The 25231-nt window shown below is 67.4% G+C and carries 23 protein-coding genes and 2 pseudogenes; 6 read left to right on the top strand and 19 right to left on the bottom strand.

Translation table 11 applies throughout. The features are described from left to right. Positions 1–5: 5 nt before the first annotated feature. The 9 genes from scpA to BG61_RS28965 are packed head-to-tail and all read right to left on the bottom strand — an operon-like array spanning position 6 to position 8852. A complete protein-coding gene (gene scpA / locus BG61_RS29005; protein WP_051672846.1) occupies positions 6–2171 on the bottom strand; it encodes a methylmalonyl-CoA mutase in 2166 nt (721 codons plus the stop codon). Beyond that, positions 2168–3004: a Pnap_2097 family protein gene (locus BG61_RS29000; RefSeq protein ID WP_370818056.1), complete on the bottom strand. Its 837-nt coding sequence runs from the start codon at positions 3002–3004 to the stop codon at positions 2168–2170. Before BG61_RS29000 ends, scpA begins: the two co-directional genes overlap by 4 nt. Positions 3005–3008: 4 nt before the next feature. Next, positions 3009–4313, bottom strand: coding sequence for an MSMEG_0569 family flavin-dependent oxidoreductase (locus tag BG61_RS28995; protein WP_035928726.1), 1305 nt, complete (start codon positions 4311–4313; stop codon positions 3009–3011). A gap of 55 nt (positions 4314–4368) precedes the next feature. After that, positions 4369–4653: an MSMEG_0570 family nitrogen starvation response protein gene (locus BG61_RS28990; protein ID WP_035928729.1), complete on the bottom strand. Its 285-nt coding sequence runs from the start codon at positions 4651–4653 to the stop codon at positions 4369–4371. A 2-nt stretch (positions 4654–4655) separates the two neighbouring features. Then, the gene (locus BG61_RS28985; RefSeq protein WP_081868211.1) at positions 4656–5711 is read right to left on the bottom strand and encodes a sll0787 family AIR synthase-like protein; all 1056 of its coding nucleotides are present in this window, start codon (positions 5709–5711) and stop codon (positions 4656–4658) included. Continuing rightward, positions 5708–6268, bottom strand: coding sequence for an MSMEG_0567/Sll0786 family nitrogen starvation N-acetyltransferase (locus tag BG61_RS28980; RefSeq protein WP_035928731.1), 561 nt, complete (start codon positions 6266–6268; stop codon positions 5708–5710). Before BG61_RS28980 ends, BG61_RS28985 begins: the two co-directional genes overlap by 4 nt. A 2-nt stretch (positions 6269–6270) precedes the next feature. Further along, positions 6271–7341 (bottom strand): MSMEG_0568 family radical SAM protein, encoded by a 1071-nt coding sequence (locus tag BG61_RS28975; RefSeq protein ID WP_035928934.1) that lies wholly within the window; start codon positions 7339–7341, stop codon positions 6271–6273. After that, on the bottom strand, positions 7334–8353 hold the full coding sequence (locus tag BG61_RS28970; protein WP_035928734.1) for a Nit6803 family nitrilase: 1020 nt from the start codon (positions 8351–8353) through the stop codon (positions 7334–7336). The genes BG61_RS28975 and BG61_RS28970 overlap by 8 nt, the downstream gene beginning before the upstream one ends. A 16-nt stretch (positions 8354–8369) precedes the next feature. Next, positions 8370–8852, bottom strand: coding sequence for an MSMEG_0572/Sll0783 family nitrogen starvation response protein (locus tag BG61_RS28965; protein WP_035928737.1), 483 nt, complete (start codon positions 8850–8852; stop codon positions 8370–8372). 43 nt (positions 8853–8895) lie between these two features. On the opposite strand from BG61_RS28965, the gene BG61_RS42205 reads away from it, so the two are divergent. Both BG61_RS42205 and BG61_RS28960 read left to right on the top strand, forming a co-directional pair. Next, a complete protein-coding gene (locus BG61_RS42205; protein WP_129572092.1) occupies positions 8896–9207 on the top strand; it encodes a hypothetical protein in 312 nt (103 codons plus the stop codon). Between the two features lie 32 nt (positions 9208–9239). Next, positions 9240–10631, top strand: a complete 1392-nt coding sequence (locus BG61_RS28960) for an aminotransferase-like domain-containing protein (RefSeq protein WP_035928739.1) — start codon at positions 9240–9242, stop codon at positions 10629–10631. 37 nt (positions 10632–10668) lie between these two features. Here the strand turns inward: BG61_RS28960 and BG61_RS45070 are convergent. The 5 genes and pseudogenes from BG61_RS45070 to BG61_RS28940 form a co-directional block, all read right to left on the bottom strand. Then, a pseudogene (locus BG61_RS45070) lies at positions 10669–12465 on the bottom strand (acetamidase/formamidase family protein); the annotation flags it as partial. A gap of 99 nt (positions 12466–12564) precedes the next feature. Then, a pseudogene (locus tag BG61_RS45225) lies at positions 12565–13134 on the bottom strand (AraC-like ligand-binding domain-containing protein); the annotation flags it as partial. Between the two features lie 290 nt (positions 13135–13424). Next, positions 13425–15026, bottom strand: coding sequence for an amino acid ABC transporter permease/ATP-binding protein (locus BG61_RS28950; protein ID WP_035928742.1), 1602 nt, complete (start codon positions 15024–15026; stop codon positions 13425–13427). Then, complete coding sequence (locus tag BG61_RS28945; RefSeq protein WP_035928745.1) at positions 15026–15955, bottom strand: ABC transporter substrate-binding protein; 930 nt, start codon at positions 15953–15955, stop codon at positions 15026–15028. The genes BG61_RS28950 and BG61_RS28945 overlap by 1 nt, the downstream gene beginning before the upstream one ends. Before the next feature lie 218 nt (positions 15956–16173). Then, a complete protein-coding gene (locus tag BG61_RS28940) occupies positions 16174–17040 on the bottom strand; it encodes an NmrA family NAD(P)-binding protein (RefSeq protein ID WP_035928748.1) in 867 nt (288 codons plus the stop codon). Positions 17041–17243: 203 nt separating this feature from the next. Here BG61_RS28940 and BG61_RS28935 point away from each other — a divergent pair, with 203 nt between their 5' ends. Continuing rightward, entirely contained in the window at positions 17244–18155 is a 912-nt protein-coding gene (locus BG61_RS28935; protein WP_035928751.1) for a LysR family transcriptional regulator, read from the top strand. 115 nt (positions 18156–18270) lie between these two features. Next, positions 18271–18657, top strand: a complete 387-nt coding sequence (locus BG61_RS28930; protein WP_035928754.1) for a cupin domain-containing protein — start codon at positions 18271–18273, stop codon at positions 18655–18657. Between the two features lie 63 nt (positions 18658–18720). Here BG61_RS28930 and BG61_RS28925 read toward each other — a convergent pair whose 3' ends face one another. Beyond that, a complete protein-coding gene (locus tag BG61_RS28925; protein ID WP_035928756.1) occupies positions 18721–19875 on the bottom strand; it encodes an acyl-CoA dehydrogenase family protein in 1155 nt (384 codons plus the stop codon). A 268-nt stretch (positions 19876–20143) separates the two neighbouring features. Between BG61_RS28925 and BG61_RS28920 the strand changes: the two genes are divergently transcribed. Together BG61_RS28920 and BG61_RS28915 are read left to right on the top strand one after the other, a co-directional pair. Continuing rightward, a complete protein-coding gene (locus tag BG61_RS28920; RefSeq protein WP_035928758.1) occupies positions 20144–21064 on the top strand; it encodes an SDR family oxidoreductase in 921 nt (306 codons plus the stop codon). A gap of 69 nt (positions 21065–21133) precedes the next feature. Continuing rightward, the gene (locus BG61_RS28915; protein ID WP_035928761.1) at positions 21134–22003 is read left to right on the top strand and encodes a MaoC/PaaZ C-terminal domain-containing protein; all 870 of its coding nucleotides are present in this window, start codon (positions 21134–21136) and stop codon (positions 22001–22003) included. 67 nt (positions 22004–22070) lie between these two features. Here BG61_RS28915 and BG61_RS28910 read toward each other — a convergent pair whose 3' ends face one another. The 4 genes from BG61_RS28910 to BG61_RS28895 all read right to left on the bottom strand — a co-directional run. After that, positions 22071–23255, bottom strand: coding sequence for an NADH:flavin oxidoreductase/NADH oxidase (locus BG61_RS28910; RefSeq protein ID WP_063741137.1), 1185 nt, complete (start codon positions 23253–23255; stop codon positions 22071–22073). A 16-nt stretch (positions 23256–23271) separates the two neighbouring features. After that, on the bottom strand, positions 23272–23652 hold the full coding sequence (locus tag BG61_RS28905; protein ID WP_232256055.1) for a cupin domain-containing protein: 381 nt from the start codon (positions 23650–23652) through the stop codon (positions 23272–23274). Between the two features lie 32 nt (positions 23653–23684). Beyond that, positions 23685–24869, bottom strand: a complete 1185-nt coding sequence (locus BG61_RS28900; RefSeq protein ID WP_035928766.1) for a CaiB/BaiF CoA transferase family protein — start codon at positions 24867–24869, stop codon at positions 23685–23687. A gap of 25 nt (positions 24870–24894) precedes the next feature. Next, positions 24895–25231, bottom strand: a 337-nt coding sequence (locus tag BG61_RS28895) for an enoyl-CoA hydratase-related protein (RefSeq protein ID WP_035942498.1), incomplete at its 5' end; no start/stop codon positions are given.

The raw sequence follows: 25231 nt of genomic DNA, 5'->3' as shown, positions 1-25231 counted from the left end.
GTATTTTATGCCCTCGCCGCGATTTCCACCGCCTGCTCGCGAACGCCCGGATCGCCGGTCCGCGCACGCCTTCTCTCGATCAGCCGGGCAAGGCGGTCGACGATCGCATGAAGCGCGACGCCCGGCCCGAAGACGTCCGCCACGCCCCGCGCCCGCAGCAACGGAACGTGCGGATCGGGAATGATGCCGCCCGCCACCACGTCGATCGGCGCACGCCGCGCAGCGAGTTCCTGCGCAAGCTGCGGCACGAGTGCGAGATGCGCACCGGCCAGCGACGATACCCCGACGACGTCGCAGCCTTCCTCGATGGCGCGCGCCGCCGTATCGGCGGCACAGGCGAAGAGTTCGCCCGGCAGCACATGAAAGCCCGCGTCGGACAGCGCGGCAGCCACGACCGCGATGCCGCGGTCGTGGCCATCCTGTCCGAGCTTCGCGAGCAGCACGCGCGGCTTCCTGCCGAGCGCCGACGTCAGCCCGCGCACCTTGTCGCACGCGGCATCCCACGCCTGATCGTGCATGAGCCGCGTGCCATAGCCGCCGCAAATCGTGCGCCCGGACGGCACATGGCGCGGCCACACCGTTTCCAGTGCGCGCGTGCACTCGCCGACTGTCGCGCGCAGGCGCATGCATTCGATCGCCACCGCGAGCAGGTTCTCCGAACCGTCGCGCGCGGCGCGCGTGAGCCTTGCAAGCGCGGACTCGACGCGTGCGCCGTCGCGGTGCGCCTTCACGTCGTTGAGCCGCGCCGCTTGCTGAGCGCGCACGCGCCCCGCGTCTATTTCGAAGCAAGGGGGCGTCTCGTCGGCTGCATCGGGCGAGACGAACGCGTTCGCCCCGACGATCACCTGCTCGCCCGCATCGATGCGTGCCTGCGTCGCGACGGCGCACGCCTGGATACGGTGCTGCACCCATCCCGAGCGGATCGCATCGAGAACGCCTCCCTGGGCCTCGATCTCGTCGAGCAGGCCGCGCGCGCGTTCGACCAGTTGCGAGGTGAGCGACTCCATCATGTACGACCCGGCCCACGGATCGACGACATCGCAGAGCCCCATCTCGTGCTGAAGGACGAGCTGGGTGTCGCGCGCGAGCCGGGCGGCCTCGGGCGACGGCAACGCCAGCGCTTCGTCGAAAGCGTTCGTATGCAGCGATTGCGTGCCGCCGAATACGGCCGCCATCGCCTCGACGGTCGTTCTCACGATATTGTTGTCCGGCTGCCGCGCGCTCAGTGACCAGCCCGAAGTCTGGCAGTGCATGCGCAGCGCGCGGCTCGCATCGGAGCGCGCTCCCGCTTCCCCGGCGATGCCCGACCAGATGATGCGCGCAGCGCGCAGCTTGGCGATCTCGACGAAAAAATCCGTTCCGACGCCGAAGAAGAAACTGAACTGCTCGCAGACGTGCTCGGCGTTCAGTCCTCGCGCTTGCAGCGTGCGCACGTATTCGCGCGCGTTCGCGAACGTAAGCGCAAGCTCGAGCACAGCGTCCGCGCCGCCCTCCTGAAAGTGATATCCCGACACCGACAGCGGCCGAAAGCGCGGCGCACGTTCCGACAGAAAGTGCACCACGTCCCCCACGATTCGCATCGAGGGCTCGGGCGCGTGGATATACGCGTTGCGGACCATGAACTCCTTCAGGATGTCGTTCTGGATCGTGCCCGAAAGCGACCGCAGCGCGACGCCGCTTTCCTCTGCCGCCACGATGAAGGCGGCGAGCACGGGGAGCACGGCACCGTTCATCGTCATCGATACGGATACGCGGTCCAGCGGAATATCCCTGAAAAGACGCGCCATGTCGTCGGCCGTGTCGATCGCGACGCCTGCCATGCCGACGTCGGCGAGCGCCTCGGCGTCGGTCGAATCGTAGCCGCGCTGCGTCGGCAGATCGAACGCGACCGACAGGCCCTGCGCGCCGCGTTCGAGCGCCGTGCGAAAGGCGAGGTTGGAATCGGCGGCATCCGCGTAGCCGGCGTACTGACGGATGGTCCACGGCTTTTGCGTGTACATCGTCGCATACGGTCCGCGCACGAACGGCGCCTGCCCGGGCAGGCTCGCGAGATGCGGCACGCTCTCCAGATCGGCCGGCGTATAGACGCGTTTCATCTCGACGGGCCGATGCCGCGCTGCCCGCGACGAACCGGCACGCGAGGCCGGCGGCGGCGGCTTGCGGCCCGTCATGCCTTCCTCCAGCGCTTGCGCGTCACCACGTCGGCGATCCGCGCGCCGTCGCTCGCGCGAAAGATCGCGCACCAGTGCGCCAGATGTGCCGGTTCCTTCGACTCCTTCATGAAGCGCACACGAAGCGTATCGCCGACGTTGATGTTGGCGTGGAAATACAGATCGCGGTCCGCCAGCACCGGCGGCTGCAAAAAGCGGTGGGCGTGCCACTCCGCACGGTCGACAAACGCCTGAAAGCTCGCGAAGTACAGAAAGTCCGCACCGTTGAAGTCGCTGTTCGGACATGGCAGAAATTCCACCGGCTCGCGATCGCATGCCTGACCGAAGAGGCGTTCGACGTCCGGCGCCACCGCTCCGGCGCGCAGCAGCTTGGCCGTCGCGTGCATGCCGGAGGCGTCGGAGGGCGGCGGCGCGATGTCTCCGGCCAGCCTCGCGAACGTCGCGCGCGCAACCGAGCGGTTGTTGCCAGCCTGCGTGCGGCGCACGAACGTCGACGACATCAGCACGTCGGCAATCGCGCCCTTGCGCGAGGCAATCCGATGCTCGCTGAAATGGCGCACCGCGCCGGTGCGGGAAAGCGTGGTCTGCATGGTGAATTCGTCGTTCTCGCCGACCTCGTCGAAGGCATGCGCGCGCATGCGAACCGACGTGAAGGCCGCATACGCGCGGCTTCCGTCATCCGCGACAAAATCCGGCACCGTGCGCCCCGACTCACGCGCGAGCGCCTCCCAGTGGCGATGGCCGCACTCCTTGAGCAGCCAGTTCTCGGACAGGCCCGTGAAGTTGAGCTGCGGCATGCCCGCGAGATAGCACGCTTCTGAGCTGATCATCATCGCGTCAGGCCGAGACGGCGGCAGTCTGGTCGGCAACAACCGTCTCGCGCGCGGCGCGGATCGCATCGACGACGAACTGCGCATCGCGGGCCACACCGGAGAAACGTCCCGACCCCCATGTATGCAGCCACGGCAGCCCGACGAAATAGATGCCCGGCGACGCCGTCACGCCGCGCACGTGCGCCGGGTGGCCGCGGCCGTTGAACACCGCCGCGTCGAGCCAGCTGAAGTCCGGCCTGAAACCGATGCACCACACGATCGAGGCAATGCCGCTCGCCTCCACATCGAGTGCCGTGCGTTCTTCGGACGGCCGCCACAGCGCTTCATACCTCGTTGCAGGCGGCGCATCGATGCCATTCCTGGCGATGAATCCGTCGATGCTCGCGTTGATGCGGTTATAGGTTTCGTCGGCGTCGTCGAGATTGGCGGCAAGGTTGGGGGCGAATCGCAGTTGCCCGTCGCGCAGGTCGTCAAGCCGCCCGAACAGTTCCATGCCTTCCAGCGCGAAGCGGCGCAGATCGATGTCGCGGCCGCCGTCGCGGCCCGTCACGTAGTGGTTGGTGTTGTCGCGCACGCCTTCGCGCAACGGGTGCTCTTGCACCGGCATCTCGTAGTAGCGCATGTCGGCGAGCCAGTCGACCACGTCGCGGCCGCGATAGAAGCGTGCGCAACGCGGCGCTTCTCCGACGGCGAGGTACACCTTGCGCCCGGCCAGATGCAGGTCTTCGGCAATCTGCGCGCCCGACTGCCCCGACCCGACGACGAGCACCGCCCCGTCGGGCAACGCCTGCGCGTTGCGGTACTCCGACGACTGCAACTGGACGATGCGGCCAGGCAAACGCTCGGCCATGCGCGGCACGATGGGCGTGTGATAGCCGCCCGAGGCCACCACCACCTGATCCGCCGTGAATTCGCCGCGCGTGCTCTTCACGGTAAAGCGGCCGTCGCCGCCGCGCTGCACGCGCTCGACGGCTGCATGCTCCAGCACCGGCGCGTCCACCTTCGCGACGAACGCGTCCAGATACGCGATGATCTCGTCCTTCTTCATGAAGCCGTGCGGGTCCGTGCCGTTGTACGGGTGCCCCGGCAACTGGCACTGCCAGTTCGGCGTGACGAGGCAGAAGTTGTCCCAGCGCTGGCTGCGCCAGGTATGCGTCACCGAGTGCTTCTCCAGCACGAGGTGATCGATGCCCGCCTGCTGAAGATAGTGGCTCACGGACAGGCCCGCCTGCCCGCCGCCCACGACGATCACGCTGTAATGAGCGCCGCTTGCGGGCGAGGGTTCTTTCGCCAAGGTTGCGTTCGACATGTTCGATTCCCGATAAACGAAGACAAGACCACTGAAGACCGACGTGCCTGCACGCTCAGCCGAGCGCGAGCACGGTGACGACGGCGCGCGGCTCGCCGTCGAAGCGGCGCGCATGGTGTTCGATTTGCGCAAGCTGATCGAGCGCGGAAGAGCACGCGAAACCGTACTTCTGGCGCACGCGTTCGGACCCGATCGTCAGCGCCTCGCGCGAGCGCGCGACGAACTCGCCCACCGCATAGTCGCTCCCCGCCGCGAAGAACTCGCGCACGATGGTCGAAGGCGAATAGCAACGCGCTTCCTCGCCGTCGGGCCATCTGATCGTGAAATGCATGGCTGGCATGTTCAGGCCTCCGTCCGGATGGAATGGTGGTCGCGCGGCGCGCCCGTTGCTTGCGCGTCCACCGCGTCCGGGTCCGCTGCGTTCTTCTCGCGTGCGCGCATGAAGGGCGCTTCATCGAAGTTCCATAGCGGCGCGCTCTCTTCGCCTTGCTGCACGATCACCTCGCGCGACGCCGTGACGGTCCCGATCGCCGCGCAGGCGAGCGAGCGTGCGGCAAAGCGCGCGATGACCTCCTGCATATGCTCCTCGCGCACCGACAACAGAAAGCCGAAGCTCGGAAACGCCGTGAGCCAGCGCTCGAAATCGACGCCTGCGGGGCGCGGCATCGCGCCGAGGTCGATGCGCGCACCCACGCCGGAGCATTCGAGCAGCATCAATGCGGTGCCCAGTGTTCCCGCCATGCTGATGTCCTTCGCCGCGGCGCAAAGCGCGTCTTCCGCGAGCGACGGCAGCACGTCGAGGTCGGCGCGCAGGCGTCCTTCGGGCGCGCCCACCGATGCGTTCCAGAACGGATACGGGTCCTCGAATCGGCCGCGCAGATCCACCGCCATCAGGAGCCGGTCGCCGGGGCGCGCGTCGAAGCTCGAAAGCAGTGCCTGCGCGCGGCCGAGGATCGCCACGGCAAGCTGTGACTGCGTGCTGCGCACATTGCTGTGTCCGCCGACCACCGGCACGCCGTAGGCAACCGACGCCGCGGCCATGCCCGCGAGCACCTGATCCGCGGCGCCGATGCCGTCGCTCCACAATGCGTCGACGACGGCAAGCGGTCGGCCGCCCATCGCGTAGACATCGCTGATGTTCACCATCACGCTGCTGTAGCCCGCGAACCACGGCATCGCTTCGACGAAGTCGCTCACCATGCCTTCAATCGCGAAGAGCAGGTAGCCGTCGCCGTCGCGAATGGCCGCGCAGTCGTCGCCCACCGCGACCGCCTGCGCGAGATCGCGCTCGCCGCGCGGCAGCCGCTCGGCGAGCGTCGCGACCACATCCGCGATATCGTTCTTGTGCAGAAAACCGCGGCTTGCGCAGAGCCGCGCGATCATCGCGCCCAGGCTCATGACGCCCTCCGCGCGGATGCGACGAAGCCGCTTCTGGGCGTGGCGCAGGGCGGGTACGCTTCGAGCCGCGCCTGCATCAGGTGATGAGGCCGGCCGAAGATCGTTTCCTCGCGCTGCGTGTCCCACCCGAGACGCCGGAACAGCGGCACGTTCTGCGCCTGCACGTGAGCGAGGAACGTCTTGCAGCCAAGCGCATGCGCGCTGCTCACGGCGAGCCGGATCAGGGTCGAGCCGATCTTGCCGTGCGAGCGGAACGCGGCATGCACGGCGAGCCGCGAGCCGAACCACACGCCCGGCCCCGTTTCATGAATGCGCACGGTGCCGACCACCTGTTCCGGCATGCCGGCCACGCAGCTCAGCGCGACGAGCAGTTGCGCGTGTTCGTCGGTGTCGTCGCGATCGTCGCCGACAAAAACGCCCTGCTCGACGCAGAACACGGCGCGCCGGAGCTTGTATGCTTCCTCGGCTTCCCACGGCAGCGTCGCCCATTTGATGCGGTACTCGGCGGGCGTGTACGCGAGCGCGGAGACATCGGGCTCGATGGCATCAATGAACATGGTCAGACCTCGTAGGACGAGAGCGACGAGCATGCCCCGCACTTGCCGCAGCCGGCCTTGATGTCGGCCGAGCGCATGCCGGCCTGCGCCAGCATCGCGCCGATGGGCGCAAGCACAGAGCGCATGAACTCGGGCGTGGGCGCGGGATGATCCTCGAGCGGCGTGCCGCTGATCGGCACGAAGGGCACGACGAACGGATACACGCCGATGCCGATCAGTTCGCGCGCGATATCGACGATCGCCTCGGCGCTGTCGCCGAGCCCGGCGAGGATATACGTGCTCACCTGGGCGCGCCCAAACACCGCAACGGCCGCCCTGAACGCTTCCATGTAGCGCGCGAGCGGCACGCTTGCCTTGCCGGGCATGATCCGCTCACGCAACGCGGGCGTGACCACTTCGAGATGCATGCCGAGCGTATCGATGCCGCTCGCCTTCATGCGCTCGAACCAGCGGTCGTCGTCGGGCGGCTCGCATTGCGCCTGGATCGGCAGATCGACCGCGGCCTTGATGGCGAACGCGCTGTCGCACAGGATCTGCGCGCCGCGATCGGGCGTGGGCGGCGTGCCGGTGGTCAGCACCATGTGCTTCACGCCGTCGAGCAGCACGGCCGCGCGCGCGACTTCGGCAAGCTGCTCCGGCGTCTTGCGCGCGATGGTGCGTCCCGCCGCGAGCGACTGTCCGATCGCGCAGAACTTGCACGACTTGCGCCGGCTTTCATAGCGTATGCACGTTTGCAGGACCGTGGTCGCGAGCACATCGGCACTGTGCAGTGTGGCGATATGCGAATACGGCACGCCGTCAAGCGTCTGCATGCCGTAAAAGCGCGGCGCCTTCGGAAAGCTGATGTTCGCAATCGGAATCGTGCCGCGCATGAGCGCGCTCGTGCCGTGCGCGTCCGGCTGCGACGCGATGAAGGGCGAATTCCACGCGGTGCTCGTATGCACCGGCACCATGATCGTGACGCCATCCACGGTCACGGCCTTGTGGTCCGACGGCCCCGCGCCACCGCGCCGGCTCGACGCGCCCGCGCGAGGATCGACGAGACGCAGTCCCGCCGACTGCAGTTCAGTCATCAGCTGACGGCTCGACGCCGACAGGTTCTCGCTCGCTTTCATGGTCCGGCTCTCCGGTTGATGGGGTGTTCGGATGCGATGCCATCGGCATGACGGTCGACGCCGGATCGGCGTTGATCGCAAGGCGCAGCAGTTCGGGGCGCGCGTAGTGGCCGACCGAATCCATCATGCGTTTGCGCTTCGTGATCAGCGACATGTCCAGGTCCGCGATCACCATGCCCTCGCCTTCGCGCAGCGGCTCGGCAAGATGCTGGCCTTCCGGCGAGACGATCGCCGTATTGCAGCCGCCGCGCAGTGCCTTCTGCAACGCGGGGTCGCTCGTCACCGAGGCGATCTGCGCCTCGGTGAGCCAGCCCGTCGCGTTGACGACGAAGCAGCCCGATTCGAGCGCGTGATGACGGATCGTCACTTCGATCTGCTCCGCGAAGATCGGCCCGACGAGCGAGCCCGGAAACTGGCTGCAGTGAATTTCTTCGTGCTGCGTCATCAGTGCGTAGCGCGCGAGCGGGTTGTAGTGCTCCCAGCACGCAAGCGCGCCGACCCGCCCGATGCCCGTTTGCGCGACCTTCAGCCCCGCCGCATCGCCCTGGCCCCAGATCATGCGTTCGTGAAAGGTCGGCGTGATCTTGCGGCGCTTCAACGCGAGGCGGCCATCCACATCGAAGACGAGCTGCGTGTTGTAGAGGCTGCCGTGGTCCCGCTCGTTGACGCCGAGCACGACCACCATCCGGTGCAGGCGCGCGCGCTCGGACACGGCCTGCGTAACCGGCCCCGGCACGACGACCGCCTCTTCGTAGAGCCGCATGTGATCGGCGCCCGAGGCGACCGGCGGCCGCACGAACGAGAAGTACGGGTAGTACGGCACGAACGTTTCCGGGAACACGATCAGTTGCACGCGCTTCGACGCGGCTTCGTCGATGGCGCTGCAAACCCTCTCGAGCGTGCCGCCCGGGCGCTCGAAGTCCGGTGCGATCTGCACGGCGGCCGCGCGAACGATGCGTTTGTCGGGCATGGTCGTCACTCTCGCGCTAGACGGTCCACGTGTGGATCACCAGCGCATTCTCCTTGCGGTGAAGCAGCTGGATGTCGAGCACGTCGAGCGGGCTGATCGGGCGAATGCCCTCGATCAGCGACGCTTCGCCGTGACCGTAGAGCGCCTGCAAGGCAAAGCGGCATGCGTAGACCTTGCCGCCCTCGGCCATGAACTTCATCAGTTGCTTGTTGAAGTTCAGGTGACCGGGAAACGCTTCGTCGCCGAGCGTCGGGAAGCCGCGCTGCAAGCCGAGCGTGACGCCGGGTCCGTACAGCAGGACGGATGTTTCGAAGCCCTTGCGCTGAAGGCGAGTTGCCTGCAGCAGGTTGACGAAGCCGATCGATCCTTCGAACGCGACCGTGTGAAAGGTGACGAGCGCCTTTTCGCCGGGCTCGGCTTTCACGTCCTCGAACACCTTTTCCTCGTAGTCGACCAGATAGTCGCCGCTTTTATGAAGGGGATGGCTGACAGCAGGCATGGCGCGCTCCTATTTAATCTCTGGTTTATGAAATGAAAATCCGATGGTTGATTCAGACTGCTGGCCATTAAATGCAACGGATATGCCAATGATTGGCCCGTTAAATGCAATCACTTTGCAATCAAGCAAAACACGAGTGCGAAGCGGAGCCGAAAAAATTTTCGCAAAGCCCTATGCGACAGCGGTCCGGCGGCGTTGCACGCTTCCCGCGCCAACGCCGGGACGCACGTTTTCTGCGCATGTGCGCGTGCGGCTGGTGCGCGGCACACCGAAGCCGTGCATTGATGCAATCAATGCGATCAATGCACCAGAATGCGCGCGATATGTTTTTTTGTTTTCCTATTGCGCGTGCTAATGTCGATCAAACTCAACGGATGAAATACCGTCATGAATAACCCGGCGCATCACTGGATCAGAAAGCTGGAGCAAAGCCGCAAGCCGGCTTATCTGACGATTCCCGATCTGATCGAGGAAGATCTCGCAAGCGGACGGCTGCGCCCGCGCGACCGGCTGCCCGGTCTGCGCGATCTCGCCGATGCGCTCTGCCTGAACTACACCACCGTCGCGCGCGGCTATGCCGAGGCCCGCAAGCGCGGCCTGCTCGATGCGCGCGCGGGCAGCGGCACGTTCGTGCGCGGCCGCACGCAAACGCTGCCGCTCGCGGGCGGCAGCAGCATCGAGATGTCGATGAACATGCCGCCCGAGCCGCCCGAGCTCGCCGCGCGTCTGCGCGCGTCGGCGGCAAACCTGTTGCAGAACACGGACCCGTACCAGTTGCTGCGCTATCAGGACTTTGGCGGCACCGCGGCCGACCGCGCTGCAGGCATCGCGTGGCTCAGGCACCGTCTGCCGGACTGCACGGACGATACGGTGCTCGTGTGCCCCGGCATTCACAGCGCGCTCGTCGCGCTGGTCTCGCAGCTTGCGCGGCCGGGCGACATGCTCTGCCTCGATTCGCTCGCGTACCCCGGCATCAAGGCGATCGCGTCGCAGCTCGGCGTGCGTCTGCAGGCGCTCGCACGCGACGACGAAGGACCGCTGCCACATGCGTTCGAGGCGCTCTGCAAGGTCGAGCGCCCGGGGGGCTTCTACTGCAACCCGACGCTGCAGAATCCGAGCACGCTGACGCTCTCGATGCAGCGGCGCGAAGCGCTCGCCGACGTGGCGCTGCGCTACAACGTGCCGATCATCGAAGACGAGCCTTACGGCATGCTGCCCGAAGACGCGCCCGCCGCGCTCGCCGCGCTTGCGCCGGAGCTGACCTATCACGTGACAGGGCTGTCAAAGACACTCGGCGCGGGCTTGCGCGTCGCCTATCTGAAAGCGCCGACCGCGCGGCAGACGCAGCGCGTCGCGGGCGCGCTGCGCGCGACCACCGTGATGCCAAGCCCCTTCACCGTGCTGCTCGCGACGCAATGGATCAACGACGGCACCGCGCGCGACATGCTGCTTTCCATTCGTGCCGAGGCGGGCGCCCGCCAGGCGATCGCGCGTCAGACGCTTGGCGATTTCGCCTTCGACGCGCATCCCCACGGCTTTCACCTCTGGCTGCCGATTCCTTCGCGCTGCGACTGGAGCGCGTCGGAACTCGCGCTCCAGCTTCGCACGCAGGGCATCGGCGCGGTGGCGGGCGCGGCCTTCTCGACCGACGGCAATCCGCCCAACGCGCTGCGCCTGTGCCTCGGCGGCCCGCAGGACCGCGAGGACTGCCGCGAGGCGTTGCGGCGCGTCGCCGATACGCTCGCCGACCCGCATCATCTGCACATGCCGATGCTCTGATCCGCCCCCGTCAGCGCCCGGTTGGGGCGCCGCCTGGTTAGTCCTCGAACAGCGACTTGCGGATGATCGCGTGCACGCCCCAGTTGCCGTCGACCACCTGCGTCACGCCGAAATCGACCGCGACGGACATCAGCGAGATCGCCTCGTCCTCGGTCAGGCCGCGCGTCGTCATGAGGAAGCGCCGGGTCTTGATGAACGCGTCGCGCATCGCAAGATCGAGCGTCGACTTTTCATAGACCTTGCTTTGCGCCTGCGTGCCGAACTCGGCGAGATAGTTGGCGTGGCTGAAGCCGTGCAGCACCCATTCGTCGGCGGTCTCGACGAGCGGATACGTCAGGTCCGCGAACGGCTGGTTCGCAAGCGTCTCCTTCTTGTGCAGCACGAGCCTGAAGTCGCCCGTCAGCGAACATTCGATGGCCGTGCCGCACAGCTCCGAGTCGCCTTGCGACGCATGCGGGTCGCCGATCGAGAGCAACGCGCCCGCCACGCCCACCGGCAGATACACGCTCGCGCCGCGCGCGAGCCGCCAGTTGTCGAGGTTGCCGCCGAATGCCGATGGCGGTATCGAGTCGATCAGCCCGTCCTGCTGCGGCGCGACCGCGATCAGTCCGAAGTGCGGACGCACGGGGATCTTCACGTCCTTCAGAATGCCGTGGTTCTCGACGACCGTCGAATGATCGACCGGCACGCCGGGGTAGTCGATCGTCGGATGCATCACGCCGAAGGGGTCGCGCTGCGGCGTCCAGCGAAAGTTGTAGACGGCGCGAGCGCACGCGGCGCCGCTGTCGGTCAGCTCCGCGTCGAGTTCGTAGATGGTGACCACTTCGCGCGGCTTCGGCTCGGTCAGGAGCTCGCGATAATGAAAGCCCCACCACGCCGCCGCATTGCTGCCGAACACGCGCCCGGCGAACTGCGGGTTTGCGCAGCGCCGCGCGTGGATGTCGAGGATCCTCACCTCCAGCACGTCGCCGGGTTCCGCGCCGCGCACCGCGACCGGCCCGGTGCAGATGTGCACGCCGAAGCCCTCGCCCGCCCCACGGCCATAGATCGATGCATCGATCGGACCCGCGCCGCGCCGGTTGACGTTCTTGCGCTCGGATGTCCAGTGGAACACGCTCTCGGCGCCCGGGTCGCCTGCGACCATGCGCGCCCAGTCATCCGATGCGTGCTGCGTGAGCGTCTCGATCGTCACCGTGTCGCCGCTCTCCACTTCGAGCACGGGCTTCAGGTCGTGGCTGAAATAGCCCCAGTGCACGGTGTTCGCCGTCGCACGCAGCAAGTGATGGCGCGGCTTGCCCGAACGCCGCACCACGGTCTCGACGTCGCCGGCCTGTTCGTCTGCGTGTGGCTGGGCGAGGAGCGCGCGCGCATCGTTCGATGCGGCGGGCGGCCGGCGATCCGCCGCAGGCTCGCCCTGCCGCGCATGCGTGAGCAGCCCCTGCGCGTTGACAGGCAGCCCGCGCGAGATGCGCCGCACCAGATGCCGCGCCAGCGCGAGACTCGCCTCGTGGCGGAACGTGCGCGGCGAGGTCCGGTACTGCTCGCGAAAGGCGCGGCTGAAATGCGCGGGATCGTTGAAGCCCCATCGAAAGCAGATGTTGGAAATCGACATCTTCTCGAAGCGCGGATCGACGAGCTCGGCGCGGCAGCGTTCGAGGCGCCGCAGCCGCAGATACGTCGAGAAGCTTTGCCCCACGGTTTCGAAGAGTTTCTGCAGGTAGCGCGGCGACACGCGCTCTTCCTTCGCGACGAGCGCGAGGCTCATCTCGGGGTCGGCCAGGCGCGCCTCGATGCAGCGGCACACGCGCGTAAAGATCGCGGCCTGCGACGACGTGAGGCCGCTGAAGCCGCCCTCCCGCTCGTGCCCCGCGAGGCTCGCAACGAGGAACTCGGAGAGCGCGAGTTCGAGCGGCCGAAGCTCGTCGGCCGATAGCGTGTCGATGCTCTCGGCAATCGAATGCAGGAACCCCGAGAACACATGGCCGATCCCGGTCGCTGCGGCGATCCGCCCCGTGCGCACCGACGAAGGCCCGACCAGGCGCTGGCCGATCGTCTCGCGCGGCACGGAAACGACGAACGCGCGGAAATCGGAGGTGAAGGCGAGCGCGCCAGGCTCGCGTGGCGACAGATAAGCGATGTCGAGCAGCGCGAGCGCCTCGCGGTCGCCGTCGATCGTGAGCGTGGCCTCGCCGTCGAGAAGCAGCACGATGGTCAGGCTGTCGGCGGCGGACTCCTTCAGCCTGAACGTCTGCGCGACCGATGTCACGAGGCTCAGGTCGAAGCCGCCCGCCGAACTCTGCGAATCGATCGTGCCGTGCAGCGAACGCGCGGCCTGAAGCGTGTCGCTGCGCACCCCCAGCCGGTCGAGCGCCTGTTGCCATGCACGCTGGCGTTCGGCTTCGGGATAGGACTCGGTGGTAAAGCGCAGCAAATCCAAGGCAGGCTCCAGGCGGGTGGCAAGCGACGCGGCTGCGTCGCGCGCGGTCCCGTTACCGGTTGGCATCCGGTGCCGGTCGCGCACTCCCGGATCATGAAAGCAACCTTTGCGCCATAGGGCTTTTCAGCGATACCGCGGCCCGACACGCCATGACAGGCGCGCATCTGCCGCGGCGATGCGTGCACGGCAGCGGCATCCCTGCCGCGCCGCCGCGCCAGCGTCGCGCACGCGTGCACCGTCGTGGCGCCCCGTTCGCATCGACGGACATCAATACGGCTCGCTTCGTCTTCGTCCATGCCGCGCACGGTCATCGGGAGAGCTGCGCGGTTTGCGAAAGGCGTCGCGCGACGCCTCGCTCATGGGGTGACGGCGAGTTCGCTGTCTGCGGCCATGACGCGCAGAAAGCGCGCCGTCAGCGGATGCTTCGGCCTCGTCAGCACCTCATGCGCGTGCCCTTCCTCGATCACGCACCCGCCGCTCATGAACACGACGCGGTCGGCGACCTCGTGCGCGAAGCGCAACTGGTGCGTGGAGATGATCATCGTGAGGCCGTCCTCCACGGCGAGGCGCCGCACGACTTCGAGCACTTCACCGACGAGCTCCGGGTCGAGTGCGGAGGTCGGCTCGTCGAGCAGCAGAACGCGCGGGTTCGGCGCGAGCGACCGCGCAATCGCGACCCGCTGCTGCTGCCCGCCCGACAGATGCCGCGGCAGCGCGTCCGCGCGATGGCTCAGGCCCACGCGTTCGAGCAGCGCGAGCGCGCGGCGGTCGGCCTCCTCTGCCGGCACGCCGTGGACCCAACGCAGCGGCCCGGCGATGTTCTCGCGTGCGCTCAGATGACTGAACAGGTTGAAGTGCTGGAACACCATGCCGACGCCCGCGCCCGCACGCTCGTTCGCAAGCTCGCGGGCGCCCAGCGGCCTGCCGTCGTCGCGAAAGCCGAGCCGCCTGCCGCCGACGCGTATCTCGCCCGCATCCCATTGCTCGAGGTGGTTGATGCAGCGAAGCAGCGTGCTCTTGCCCGAGCCGCTCGGCCCGAGCAGCGCGATGACTTCGCCCGAGCGGATCGTAAGATCGAAGCCGTCGAGCACCACCTGTTCGCCGTAGCGCTTCTTCAGTCCGCTGATCTGAACGGCGGCGCCGTTGCGCGCGAGCTGCGCGGCGCGATTCGCCCGGTCGGCCTTCGCGTGCGCCGGCAGCGCCGATGGTCCATCGCCGCCGGGACTTCCCGGCGTCGCGGGGGACGGTGACGCCGCACGGCCTCCCCGCGACCAGGGCAGCAAGCGCGCGAACGGCCGCGACGATGGCGGCCGGTCCAGATCGAGCGCCCGTTCGGCGATCAGCTGGATCATCGCGACAGCGCCGGTCAGCAGCAGATACATGAGGCCGGACGCGAAGAAGATCGAGAAGAAGTCGAATGTCGACGACGCGAGCTGCGTGCTGCGCAACGTCAGTTCATCGACGGCGATCACCGACGCCAGCGACGAATTCTTCAGCGCGCTCACCGACTCGTTGCCGAACGCCGGCACCATCGTACGGATCGCCTGCGGCGCGATCACGCGGCGCATCAGCACCGCCGGCGTCATCCCGAGCGCCTGCCCCGCCAGCGTCTGACCGCGATCGACGCCAAGCACCCCGGCGCGCAGGATCTCCGCGATGAACGGCCCTTCGTTGGCTGCGAGCGCAAGGGCCGCCGCGCCCATCGCGCTCAGCTTGAGCCCGATGTGCGGCAGTGCGTCGTATGCGAAGACGAGTTGCAGGATCAGGGGCGTACCACGGAAGATTACCGTGTACCCCCGCGCGATCGCCGCGAGTGGCCCGATGCGGCTCAACTGCATCGTGGCGAGCACGAGCCCCACCAGCAGCCCGCCACCGAGCCCCAGCACCGTGACGGCGATCGTGAAGCCGATGCCGCGCAGGAGATACGGCAGGCTCAGGTAGTGGAGGAACAGATCCATCAGTTCGCCACGATCAGCTTCGGCGTCTCGAGGTTTTCCGCACCGAGACCCCACTTGTTGAGCAACTGGGTCTGAATGCCCGCCTTCTGAATCGCAACCAGCGCCGCCATGATGGCGTCACGGAACTCGGGCTTGTTCTTGGGCACGCCGATGCCGACCGAATACGGCAAGGTCACGGCGACCGCCTTTTCCAGCTTGTCAGGGTAGGCCTTGACCGCCTGGTCGACCGTGTTGACGTCGTTGATATACGTGTCCGCCCGGCCCGCGAGGATCGCCTGAATGCAGTTCGCGTTGTTGTCGTAGAGCTGGATGGCGGCTTCCGGCTTGCCCGCCGCCTTGCAGGCCGGGCCGAGCTTCTGGATCAGCGGTATCTCGACGTAGCCGGTGTTCTCGGCGGCCGTCGCGCCGCACAGCGACGTGTTGATGCCGGTGATCTTCTTCGGATTGCCCTTCGCGACCAGCACGCCGTCGTAGACCTTCGAATAGGTGATGAAGTCGGCGGCCTTGGCTCGTTCCTCGGTCGCGTAGATGTCGGAGATGACGATGTCCGCCTGGCCGCTCTGCAGCGTGGTGAGCAGCGCGGCGAACGTAACGGGCTTGTAGGTCATCGTGAAGCCGAGACAGTTGCCGATGGTCTCGCCCAGATCGATGTCGAAGCCGATGTACTTGCTCGGGTCGCTGGGATCGAGTGCTTCGTATCCGGGCGTGTGCGGATTGATGGCGTTGACGAGCGTCTTGCCCTTGAGCTGCGGATATTTGGCCTGCAGGGCCTGGCACTCGGCCGGCGCGGCGACCGCGGCGGCACGGGCGTGCCCGCAGACGGCCAGCGTGAGAAGACAGACGACGCTTGCGAGCGCATGGCGCCAGCGCGCCGAAAGGCCGCCTCCGGCGCGCGGGGCGTGCCGGTCGTCGAGACAATGGTCGTGCATGTGAAACTCCCTTAGCGGCAACGAAAATGGTCACGCCGTGGCTGGCGTGGTGCATCGCACGCGTTCGAGAGTAGGTGGACGAAATTGCCGCGACTTGTTCCGGAACGAACAATCGCTTGCACAGGCGTGCAGGCGATCGTTCGTTCCGGGCGCCCGGGCCCGCGGGCGTGAGGACGCCGCCCATGTGCGCGGCGCCTCGCCGGTACTGCGGGACCGCCTCAGCCCGCGCCCTGCACGAGCCCCCGCAGGACGGTTTCCAGTTCGACCTCGCCCTTGACCCTGCTCGCCGCGTCGCCTTCGAACTCGATCCACCCTTCATTGAATCCGTCGAGCATCTGGATGCGCGGCACCGGATCGCGCGTGCCCTGCGAGCGGAACAGCGCGCCCCAGCTTTCGCGCGCAATCGCCTCGGCCCGCACCGGGCGGCCGAGAATGCTGGCAAAACACGCCGCGATGTCGTTCGGGCTCACGCGCCGCGGCCCCTCCAGTTCGACCACACGCCGCCCGTCCCAGCTTTGACGAAGCAAACCGGCCGCCACGCGCCCGACATCCGCAGTCGCGACCATCGGCACGGGCTTGTCGAGCGGCTGCAGGAAGCTCTGGATGACGCCGTCTTCGCGAGCCGGTCCGACGTCCCATGCCGCGTTCTCCATGAACCAGCCGGGCCGCAGGAAGGCGATCGGCATCGACAGCTTGCCGAGCGCCTGTTCCATCAGCGTGCGCTGCGTGAGCAGATTGGACTGGGCTGCCTGCGCGCCGATCGTCGACAGGCAGACGGCCTTCCCCGGCCGCGCCGTTTCGAGCGCCGTCCGCACCGCCGAAATCACCGCGAGCGCTTCGGGGAAGCCTGGCGCCGGATCGAATTCCGACGGAGGGAGGATGAAGACGCCGCGTGCGCCGTCGAAGGCGGCGCTGAGCGCGGCGGCGTCGTCCATGTCAGCGAGCGCGACTTCGCAGCCGCGCTCGGCCCACGCGCGGCCCTTTTCGCCGTCGCGGACAACCGCGCGAACGGGCTCGTTCGCCGCGAGCAGCGCGCTTGCGAGTGCGCCGCCGACCTTTCCGGTAATGCCAGTGATTGCGTACATGATGGAAGCTCCTTGCATAGTGTTGACGGCGACAGGCGGCCGCATGATGTCGGGTCGCCGTGTCCCTGAACGCGGAAACGCCCTTTGTTCAGAGAGGGTCGGCATGATTTGCCTGCGATGGGTTGAATCATAGGCGCCAGCGATCATTGATGGAATCGACACCACGTCACATAATTAGTGACCTTTTCGCACGAGTCAGAAAAATGAGTTTCGACGGACGATTGCTTTCAAATGTCAGTGTTCTCGCCGCGATCGTGGAAAGCGGCAGTTTCGCGCGTGCCGCGCAGGCGCTCGGGCTCTCGCCCTCGGGCGTGAGCCGCGCGATGGGCCGGCTCGAGTCGCGCATCGGCGTGCGCCTGCTCGATCGCACCACGCGCTCCGTGATGCTGACGGACGAGGGCCGGCAGTTGTATGAGGAAATCGGCCCGCTGCTCGCGGGTATCGGCGACGCGGTGACGCTCACGGCCGGGGCATCCGCGGCGGTGCGGGGCCGTCTGCGCGTGAACGTCGACTCGTTCTTCTCGCGAAGGATGCTTGCGCCGCACGTCGCGAAGTTCCTGGAGCGCTATCCGGAGCTCTCGCTCGAACTGGTGACGCGCGATCAGCTCGGCGACCTCGTGGCGGACGGCTTCGACATCGCCGTGCGCTTCGGTCAGCCGCCGTCATCGTCGCTGATCGCGCGCAAGCTGATGGAGACGCGCACGGTGACCGTCGCCTCACCGGCGTACATCAGGAAGCACGGGCGTCCCGAAGCGCCGGCCGACCTCGCCGGTCACGACTGCATCCAGATGCGCAGCCCCGTGACCGGCCAGCCGCTCGAGTGGGAGTACAAGATCAGCCGCAGGATCACCCCCGTGAAGACGACGGGGCGTCTGCTCGTCACCGACTTCGGCACGATGCTGGGCGCCTGCCTCGCCGGGGCGGGCATTGCGCGCATGAAGGCGAGCGGCGTGCAGGACCTGCTCGGCAAGGGGCGTCTCGTCGAACTGCTTCCGGAATGGACCGGCGAGACGTACATGCTCTATGCGCTTTATCCGTCGCGCCATCTGCCGGCGGCGAAGGTGCGCGCGTTCATCGACTTCGTGATCGAGATTCTCGATACCGATGCGGCCTGAGTCTTCCCGCGCCGCGCTTTCAAGGTACGGAATCTCCGGCCGGTTTCCTTGACGCCTGCCGGCGCGGGAACGCATCGTAGGGGCACGACATTCCGTCGATACCGGAGACACGCCCTTGCCCCAATCCACACACACCGCACAAGCCGCAAGCCACTACCGGTGGTCCGAGCGGCCCAGCGAAACCATTCTGGGCGGCGTCACGCGCCGCTTCATCGCGTCGGATCGCATGATGATCGGTGAAGTGAGGTTGCGGCGCGGCGATCTCGTGCCGCTTCATGCGCACCCGAACGAGCAGTTCACCTTCGTCGTCGAGGGTGCGATGCGGTTCTGGTGCGGTGAAGCCGACGAGCACGGCCGCGTGGTGCGCTCGGGCGAAGTGATCGTGATTCCCGCGAATCTTCCGCATCGCGCACAGGTGCTCGAAGACACGCTGGAATACGACATCTTCAATCCGCCGCGCAACGACTGGCTCGATGCGGGCGATCCGCTGCTGCGCGCGTAAGGCAGGGCCTTCGCATCCGCGCGATCCGTGTCGGTCGCGCGCGGATCGCGGTGCGCTTTCAAATCAGCGCGATGCTTCCCGGATCATGTTGCGCGCGATCACGAGCTGCTGGATCTGGCTCGTGCCCTCGTAGATGCGAAAGAGCCTCACGTCGCGGTAGAAGCGCTCGATGCCGGTGTCGCTCACATAGCCCGCGCCGCCGTGGATTTGCACGGCGCGGTCGGCCACGCGGCCGCACATCTCCGAGGCGAAGAGTTTTGCGCACGACGCCTCGGTGCTCACGTTCTCGCCGTCGTCGCGCCGGCGCGCGGCATCGACCACCATCGAGCGCGCCGCGTACAGCTCGGCGCGGCTGTCGGCGAGCATTGCCTGCACGAGCTGGAACTCCGCGATCGGCTGGCCGAACTGCTTGCGCTCGATCGCATAGCGCAACGTGTCGTCGAGCATGCGCTGCGCGACGGCCACGCATATCGACGCGATATGGATGCGGCCCTTGTCGAGCACCTTCATCGCGGTCTTGAAGCCGCGCCCCTCCACGCCGCCGATCAGGTTCTCCGCCGGCACGCGGCAGTTCTCGAAGATCACGTCGCAGGTGTGCGCGCCCTTCTGCCCCATCTTCTTGTCAAGCTTGCCGAGCGTGATGCCCGGCGTGTTCGCCTCCACGATGAACGCCGAGATGCCCCCCGCGCCCTTCTCCTCGGGATTGGTGCGCGCCATCAGTGTGAAGATGCCGGCTTGCGGCGCGTTCGTAATGAAGCGCTTCGTGCCGTTGACCACGTAGACGTCGCCGTCGCATTTCGCGCTCGTGCGCAGCGACGCCGCGTCGGAGCCGGCCTCGGGCTCGGTCAGCGCGAACGAGGCGATCAGCTCGCCCGTCGCGAGACGCGGCAGATAGCGCGTCTTCTGTTCTTCGGTGCCGTCGAGCAGGATGCCTTGCGAGCCGATGCCGACCGTCGTGCCGATCAGCGACCGGAACGCAGGCGACGCGCGGCCCAGCTCGAACATCGCGAGCACCTCTTCCTCCATCGTCAGCTCGAGGCCGCCGTACGACTCAGGAATCGTGAGGCCGAAGAGGCCCATCGTCTTCATGTCGGCGACGATGTCCGCCGGAATCTCGTCGGTCTCGGCGACGCGCTCCTCATTCGGAATCAGGCGCTCCCGCACGAAGCGCGCAATGTTGTCGCGCAGCACGTTCATCGTTTCGTTGTCTCGGATCATGGTCGTCGTCCCTTCGCGTTGCGTAACCGGTCACTCATGCTGCCGCGAAGCCGGCGTGCCCGTCAATGGCCTGCGCACGATCGTTCCGTACATCGACATGGCTCTTTCAGGGACATGAGCGGCCGCTGCGGGCCTTGCGGGCACGTGCCCGTTCCAGAGTACGGAATGTGCGCGGGCGCTGCGTTGACACCCCGATGTGCGCGGACTCATTGTGAATGCGCGTCGCGGCACGTGTGACCGCGGCCTCTATCATGCAATGGAGATACACATGACGAACAGGGACCTGATGGCCGGCAAGGTGGCGGTGGTCACGGGCGCGGGCGGCGGCATCGGCCGCGACATCGCGTTGCTGATGGCACGCTACGGCGCGCGCGTGCTGGTCAACGACATCGGCGCGTCGCTCGATGGCGCGGGCCGCGATGCCACGCCGGGTGCGCGCGTCGCCAGCGAGATCATCGAGGCCGGCGGCGAGGCGGCTGTGAATACGGAGAGCGTGGCGGAGGCGGGCGCGGGCGGGCGCATCGTGTCGCATGCACTCGACGTGTTCGGCCGCATCGACTGCGTGGTGAACAATGCGGGCATCCTGCGCGACCGCTTCTTTCACAAGATGTCGGATGAGGAATGGGATGCCGTGCTGAAGGTCCATCTCTACGGCACGTTCGGCCTGAGCCGCGCGGCCGCGCCGCATTTCAAGGAACAGGGCAGCGGCGCGTTCGTGCACATGACCTCCACGTCGGGTCTCATCGGCAATCACGCGCAGGCCAACTACAACGCCGCGAAAATGGGCATTGCGGGGCTGTCGAAGTCGATTGCGCTCGACCTCGAGAAGTTCAACGTGCGCTCGAACTGCATCGCGCCGTTCGCGTGGAGCCGCATGGTCAGCTCCATTCCGACCGACACGCCCGAGCAGGCGGCACGCGTGGAAAAGATCAAACAGATGACGCCCGCCAAGATCGCGCCGCTCGCGGTGTATCTCGCAAGCGATGCGGCGCGCGACGTCAACGGGCAGATCTTCACGGTGCGCAACAACGAGATCTTCCTGATGAGCCAGCCGCGCCCGGTGCGCTCCGTGCATCGCAGCGAGGGCTGGAGTCCCGAGTCGATCGCGGCGCACGGCATGCCCGCACTGAAGGCATCGTTCGTGCCGATGGAGCGATCGGGCGACGTGTTCAGCTGGGACCCGGCATGATGCGCGGCGACCTCCATTCATTCCACGGATCGTATGCGTTGCGCGTTGCGCCGCAGGAAGGGGCGTGACATGCCAATCCACTACCACGCGCTCAAGGCCTGGCGGTTCGAAGACATCGAGCACAGCTATACCGAACGCGACGCGATTCTCTATGCGCTCAGCGTGGGCTTCGGCGATGATCCCCTCGACCTGCGGGCGCTCGACTATACCTACGGCCCGGCGCTGCGCGCCGCGCCGACGATGGCCGCCGTACTCGGCTTTCCAGGACAATGGATGCGGCATCCCGATACCGGCATCGACTGGGTGAAGGTCGTTCACGGCGAGCAGTGCATCCGGCTCTTCAAGCCGATGCCGGCGAGCGGCACGATCATCGGCCGCTCGCGCGTGAAGGCCGTCGCGGACAAGGGGCGCGACAAGGGCGCGCTGGTGCTGATCGAGCGGCAGGTGATCGACAAGCCGAGCGGCGCGCTGCTCGCGAGCGTCGAGCAACTGAACTTCTGCCGCGGCGATGGCGGCTTCACCGAGCGCGGGCAACCCGGCGACGACGCGCCCCCTCCGCCGCCCGCCGTTCCCGGCACGGCGCCCGACCTCATCCGCGAGCTGCGCACGCGTCCTGATGCCGCGTTGCTCTATCGCCTGAACGGCGACCCCAATCCGCTGCATGCCGATCCCGGCGTTGCGCGCGCCGCTGGTTTTACGCGCCCCATCCTGCATGGCCTCGCCACTTTCGGCATTGCCGGCCGCGCGATCCTGGAAGGCGTGTGCGACTATGATCCCGCGCGGCTCGGCATGCTGTACGCGCGCTTTTCCGCACCGGTGATGCCCGGAGAAACGATCAGCATCGAGATGTGGCACGGGGCCAAAGAAGTGCTGTTTCGCGCGAAATCGAAAGAGCGGGATGTCGTCGTGCTCAACAACGGCCGCGCGACGGTCTCATGAACACGCGCTGAGCACGCAGGCCGTTCGCACCTTCGCGCGAACGGCCCTCCGAAACATGTCGCCCTCTTCAGCCGAGGCTGTTGCGCCGCGCGGCGTCCACCTTGTCGATGCCCGAGCGCGTGATCTTCGGCGCCGTGATCGGGTCGAACGCGAAACTCCCGAGGTGCGCCCACGCCGAGTTGTACTGCACCGGAATGCGCGCGCTGCCGCTTCTTTCCAGTTCGACGGCGGCGCGCAACGGCCAGTACGGATCGCGCAGCATCTCGCGCGCGAGCATGACGAGATCGGCCTGGCCGTCGCGCACGATCGCATCCGCCTGCCGCGCATCGTCGATCCAGCCCACCGCCGCGACCGGCACCGACGCACGGCGGCGCACCGCTTCCGCACCCGGCACCTGATAGCCGGGCCCGACCGGAATCGCCGGGCGGGGCACGCCGCCGCCTGAACTCGCATCGATCAGATCGACGCCGTCCTCCTTGAGCCAGCGCGCGAGCTCGACGGTGTCGTCGAGGCTCCAGCCACCGTCCACCCAGTCCGTGTAGGAGAGCCGGAACGCGAGCACCTTGTCGGCGGGCCATACGCGGCGGATCGCCCGCGCCACTTCGCGCGTGATCCGGCAGCGCGCGGCGAGCGACCCGCCGTATTCGTCGGTGCGCGCGTTCGACAGCGGCGAGTTGAACGAATGCAGCAGATAGCCATGGGCGCCGTGCACTTCGATCCACCGGTAGCCGGCCTCGCCGGCTCTCACCGCCGCGGCGGCGAACGCGTCGACCACGCGCGCGATCTCCTGCTGCGAGAGTTCGTGCGGAACGGTGTAGCCCGCATCGAACGCGATCTCGCTCGCGCCCTCCGGCCGCCATCCGCCTTCGTCGATCGTGAGCGGCCGGCCCTGCGTCTGGCGCGGGTCCGACTCCCACGGCGGCACGCGCGAAGCCTTGCGCCCGGCGTGCGCGAGCTGGATGCCGGGCACGGCGCCCTGCGCCGCGATGAAGCACGCAAGCTCGCGATGACGCTCGACATGACCGTCGCTCCAGAGGCCGAGATCGGACGGCGTGATGCGGCCTTCCGGCACGACGGCCGTGCCTTCGGTCAGCACGAGTCCCGCGCCGCCGACCGCGCGCGAGCCGAGATGCACGATATGCCACGGATTGACGTAGCCATCGACGGAACTGTATTGGCACATCGGCGACACGCCGATGCGATTGCGCAGCGTCACGCCGCGCAGCGTGAGCGGATCGAAGAGACCGGACATCGTGAGCTTCCTGTGGTTAGGGATGTTGCCGACGCATGAAGTACTGCACTTCGAAGAGCACGCAGCCATGCGCCGATGCGAATGGCCCGTGCGGCGTGCCGGGCGGCCGGCACGAGTAAGACGGCGTGTTCGCGTGGCGGCCCGGCGTATCGGCGAGCGCGTACAGGTCGCCCGAGAGCACGTAGGCCTCCTCCCAGTACGCGTGCACCAGTTGCGAATGCGTGGCCGCGCCCGGCGCGAATCTCACGAGCCGCGTGCGCGCGCCGGAGCGCGCGGATTCGTCGAGGTCGTCTGCGAGCACCTTGACCTCGAGGCCAGGCGGAAATCCTGCGAGCGTCTGCCAGCCGCCGTGCAGATCGACGGGAAGCATCTCGATGTGTGTGCGAGGGCGCTTCAAGCCTGCCTCCTTCTTCTTGTCAGCATGCGCATCTAGACGACACCGAGCCCGCGCAGCGCCGCGATCTCGGCGCTGCCGTAGCCCGCTTCGGCGAGGATCTCGTCCGTATGCTCGCCGACCTGCGGCGAGCGGCGCACGATATCGGGCGGCGTGCGCGACAGGGTCGCGGGAGGCGCGACGATCGGCACCTCGCCGGCGAGGCCGGGATACGCCATCCACCTGAACGCGCCGGACGCGCGGATCGTCGCGTCTTCCAGCGCCTCCCTCGGCGAGTAGACCGGGCCCGCCGGAATCTTCGCTTCCTCCAGCGCGCGCAGTGCCTCGTCGCGCGAGCGGGACTCGCACCACGCCGCCATCATCGCGCTTAGCGCCTCGCCGTTTTCGCCGCGGCGGCGGTCGTCGAGAAAGCGCGGGTCGTCGATGAGTCCGGGCCTGTCGATGAGCCGCGCCCAGCGCCTGAAAAGCGACTGGCCGATCACCTGCACGATGATCCAGCCATCGGCCACCCGGAAGATGTCCGACGGCCCCGCGATCGGGCTGCGGTTGCCCGTCGGCTGCCGATTGATGCCGAGCGCGGCTTCCTCGATCAGCGCGCCGCTCGCGAGATTGAGCGCCGTCTGCAGCAGCGACGCCTGCACGCACTGCCCCCGGCCGCTGCGCTGCCGCTCGTAGAGCGCCATGACCGTGCCGAGCGCGCACGAGAGCGCCGTCGAGAAATCGACCGTCGGCACCATCGCCTTCATCGGGCTCTGCGGCAGGCCGGACATGTGCACCGCGCCGCTCATCGCCTGCCCGACGCCGTCGAAGCCCACGCGATGGCTCGCGTCCTGGTGATTGCCGAACGCCGAGGACGCCGTGAGGATGATGTCCGCCTTCACCTCGCAGAGCGACTCGTAGTCGAGCCCGAGGTTCGCGAGCGTTCGCGGCGGCATGTTGGCGACCACGACATCAGCCGAGCCGAGCAGCCGCCGCACGACCTCGCGCCCCTCGGGGCGGTCGATATCGAGCGTGAGCGAGCGCTTGTTGCGATTGACCTGCAGGAAGAACGCCCCTTCGCCCGATTCGGTGACGGGCATCACGAAGCGGTCTTCGCTGCCGCCCACGCGGTCGATGCGGATCACGTCCGCGCCGAAGTCGGCCAGCAGGGCGGCGCAGAATGGACCGGCTATGTAGCGTCCGAAATCGAGGACGCGGATTCCTTCAAGGACCCTGGACATCTGTCATGTTCCCGTTCGATTGACTTCAGAGCGCCGCGTCGTGATGAAAGACCGGCGGGCGCTTCTCCCGGAACGACGCCACGCCCTCGCGCACCTCCGGGCCGCCGAAGCCGAACATTTCGAGCGCGAGCGACGCGTCGAAGATCGGCCCCGCCTGCCGCAGCCAGTTGTTGAGCGCGTACTTGGTCCAGCGGATCGCCGACGGCGCGCCGTTCGCGAGCCGCACGGCGATCGCGAGCGCGGTTTCCTGAAGCTCGGCATCGTCGACGGCGAGCGAGACGAGGCCCATCTGCTCGGCCTTCTCGCCCGTCACCGGCTCGCACAGCATCAGGTGATACTTCGCCTTCGCCATGCCGCACAGG

Origin of the sequence: Caballeronia glathei, assembly GCF_000698595.1 — a bacterium.
GTDB lineage: Bacteria > Pseudomonadota > Gammaproteobacteria > Burkholderiales > Burkholderiaceae > Caballeronia > Caballeronia glathei.
Note: the sequence above shows the minus strand (reverse complement) of the source record. Positions and strands in the feature narration are given on the sequence as shown.

What these genes read in the sequence shown, in the direction of transcription:
- scpA (WP_051672846.1), bottom strand. Translation starts at nt 2,171, where the DNA reads ATGACGGGCCGCAAGCCGCCGCCGCCGGCCTCGCGTGCCGGTTCGTCG.
- BG61_RS29000 (WP_370818056.1), bottom strand. Translation starts at nt 3,004, where the DNA reads ATGATGATCAGCTCAGAAGCGTGCTATCTCGCGGGCATGCCGCAGCTC.
- BG61_RS28995 (WP_035928726.1), bottom strand. Translation starts at nt 4,313, where the DNA reads ATGTCGAACGCAACCTTGGCGAAAGAACCCTCGCCCGCAAGCGGCGCT.
- BG61_RS28990 (WP_035928729.1), bottom strand. Translation starts at nt 4,653, where the DNA reads ATGCCAGCCATGCATTTCACGATCAGATGGCCCGACGGCGAGGAAGCG.
- BG61_RS28985 (WP_081868211.1), bottom strand. Translation starts at nt 5,711, where the DNA reads ATGAGCCTGGGCGCGATGATCGCGCGGCTCTGCGCAAGCCGCGGTTTT.
- BG61_RS28980 (WP_035928731.1), bottom strand. Translation starts at nt 6,268, where the DNA reads ATGTTCATTGATGCCATCGAGCCCGATGTCTCCGCGCTCGCGTACACG.
- BG61_RS28975 (WP_035928934.1), bottom strand. Translation starts at nt 7,341, where the DNA reads ATGACTGAACTGCAGTCGGCGGGACTGCGTCTCGTCGATCCTCGCGCG.
- BG61_RS28970 (WP_035928734.1), bottom strand. Translation starts at nt 8,353, where the DNA reads ATGCCCGACAAACGCATCGTTCGCGCGGCCGCCGTGCAGATCGCACCG.
- BG61_RS28965 (WP_035928737.1), bottom strand. Translation starts at nt 8,852, where the DNA reads ATGCCTGCTGTCAGCCATCCCCTTCATAAAAGCGGCGACTATCTGGTC.
- BG61_RS42205 (WP_129572092.1), top strand. Translation starts at nt 8,896, where the DNA reads ATGGTTGATTCAGACTGCTGGCCATTAAATGCAACGGATATGCCAATG.
- BG61_RS28960 (WP_035928739.1), top strand. Translation starts at nt 9,240, where the DNA reads ATGAATAACCCGGCGCATCACTGGATCAGAAAGCTGGAGCAAAGCCGC.
- BG61_RS28950 (WP_035928742.1), bottom strand. Translation starts at nt 15,026, where the DNA reads ATGGATCTGTTCCTCCACTACCTGAGCCTGCCGTATCTCCTGCGCGGC.
- BG61_RS28945 (WP_035928745.1), bottom strand. Translation starts at nt 15,955, where the DNA reads ATGCACGACCATTGTCTCGACGACCGGCACGCCCCGCGCGCCGGAGGC.
- BG61_RS28940 (WP_035928748.1), bottom strand. Translation starts at nt 17,040, where the DNA reads ATGTACGCAATCACTGGCATTACCGGAAAGGTCGGCGGCGCACTCGCA.
- BG61_RS28935 (WP_035928751.1), top strand. Translation starts at nt 17,244, where the DNA reads ATGAGTTTCGACGGACGATTGCTTTCAAATGTCAGTGTTCTCGCCGCG.
- BG61_RS28925 (WP_035928756.1), bottom strand. Translation starts at nt 19,875, where the DNA reads ATGATCCGAGACAACGAAACGATGAACGTGCTGCGCGACAACATTGCG.
- BG61_RS28920 (WP_035928758.1), top strand. Translation starts at nt 20,144, where the DNA reads ATGACGAACAGGGACCTGATGGCCGGCAAGGTGGCGGTGGTCACGGGC.
- BG61_RS28915 (WP_035928761.1), top strand. Translation starts at nt 21,134, where the DNA reads ATGCCAATCCACTACCACGCGCTCAAGGCCTGGCGGTTCGAAGACATC.
- BG61_RS28910 (WP_063741137.1), bottom strand. Translation starts at nt 23,255, where the DNA reads ATGTCCGGTCTCTTCGATCCGCTCACGCTGCGCGGCGTGACGCTGCGC.
- BG61_RS28900 (WP_035928766.1), bottom strand. Translation starts at nt 24,869, where the DNA reads ATGTCCAGGGTCCTTGAAGGAATCCGCGTCCTCGATTTCGGACGCTAC.